Annotated in this window: 2 protein-coding genes and 1 pseudogene; all 3 read right to left on the bottom strand. The window is 38.6% G+C overall.

Going from position 1 to position 1,573, the window contains the following annotated elements:
- Positions 1-365 (bottom strand): annotated as a pseudogene (locus tag ACEW8O_RS20895) (protein translocase subunit SecDF); the annotation flags it as partial.
- A gap of 78 nt (positions 366-443) precedes the next feature.
- On the bottom strand, positions 444-788 hold the full coding sequence (locus ACEW8O_RS20890) for a hypothetical protein (protein ID WP_373496567.1): 345 nt from the start codon (positions 786-788) through the stop codon (positions 444-446).
- Positions 789-1,051: 263 nt separating this feature from the next.
- A partial coding sequence (locus ACEW8O_RS20885; RefSeq protein ID WP_373496566.1) for a uridine kinase occupies positions 1,052-1,573 on the bottom strand: 522 nt, incomplete at its 5' end.

Here is a 1,573-nt window from a genome sequence, read left to right as displayed (position 1 = left end):
GCTTCATCAAGAGCAGCATTGAATGCTACATCTTTACTATTTCCGGAAAGTCCTTTGACAATTTCCACGGGAGAAACTTCCAAGGTAACATGCATGCCACCCTGCAAATCAAGCCCAAGTCCCAATTCTGTTTCTTTGATTTCCTTGTAAGTGAATTTGGCACCTAAGAAATTATAAACCGGCTCCCTGTATATGGAATCCAGGTAAGCCTGTTTTTTGGCAAACTCAACGTTGCCTGATTCATCTGTGGCATACTCCACAGCATTTTGCTGAATATTGTTTGATACAAATGTGAATGACAGGTAATACAGACACAATGCTGTGACCACTACTGTCAAAAACACGATAACGCCTTGGTTACGCATATGATTAATTGTTTTGTTTGATTAAGAATGATTATTATAAGCCCTATAGAGCTTTGGGGAATGGAGAATTGTAAAAAATCAGGGAGCATTGGGAGAAATGATCCTTTCCAGTAAAATTTCCCAATAGGGAAAATTAACAGGAATAGATACTCCTAGGTCTGAAACTGATGGTTTTTCAAAAACAAGATTTTCATAAATAAGGTAGAAGACTTGTTGGGAAAGAACGGTGACAAATGGAACTACCGCATCTATTGCAATATTTAAAAAAGTCTGATTGTCCGAAGATTGGTCAGTTTTGTTGGACTGTTCCTTTTTTACGGGAGAATTTTCCGGTGCATGTTGCGGCAAATATTCGGTGCCAGCTACAAGCATGCAAAACAACATCGTCAACATCAAGGTGACGCGTTGTTTCCAGAGGTTCATATCTTTTGCTTTTTTTCTCACGGGCAGCAAATATAGAAATAATTGCAAAGACAAACGACTTATGTCAAAAAAAACTCGTTTTCATAAAAATATGATTGCATTCAATGTTAAAGTTATTGTATAACCCATTGGATTTGATAGTCAAAAGACTCTTCGACCCATGATATATTAGAATAAGCTCCAACCTTCCCTGCTCCATCATCGGTCATCGGACATCTGACATTAAACTTTTCATCTTCCAATTCTAACTTTCTAAAAAAATCTCATACCTTAATTTTCGACCTCAAATATGTCCTTATCAGATCCAATGCCCTGTCAAAATTACTGTTGTTGGGCACGATGACGTCAGCGTCGTGTTTGAAAGGCTCAATGTATTTTTCATAAGTAGGCATCACATGCATTTCATACCGATAAAGTACATCATCCAAATCATAGCCTCTTTCTACCTTATCACGGACTATTCTGCGCTTTAATTTGATGTATTCTTTGGCATCTATGAAAACCTTCAAGTCCAGCAAGTCTGCCAATTCGGGATAGTACAACACAAAAATTCCTTCTACCACCACTACAGGTGACGGAGCAAACTCCAGCATTTTGGGCTTTTTATTGGGATTGTTGAAAGTGTATTCCTGACGGTAAACTGTTTCGCCGCTTTGGATCTTTTTGATGTCCTCTGCATATTGGGAGAAGTCTATGGAATTGGGTGTGTCAAAATTATGGACTCCTTTTTCATCCATGGGCTGTTGATGACGGGGCCTGTAATAATTGTCCTGGGAAATCAAGCA

Source organism: Aquiflexum sp. (assembly GCF_041749095.1).
Classification (GTDB): domain Bacteria; phylum Bacteroidota; class Bacteroidia; order Cytophagales; family Cyclobacteriaceae; genus Aquiflexum.
This window is presented reverse-complemented; position numbering and strand designations above follow the sequence as displayed.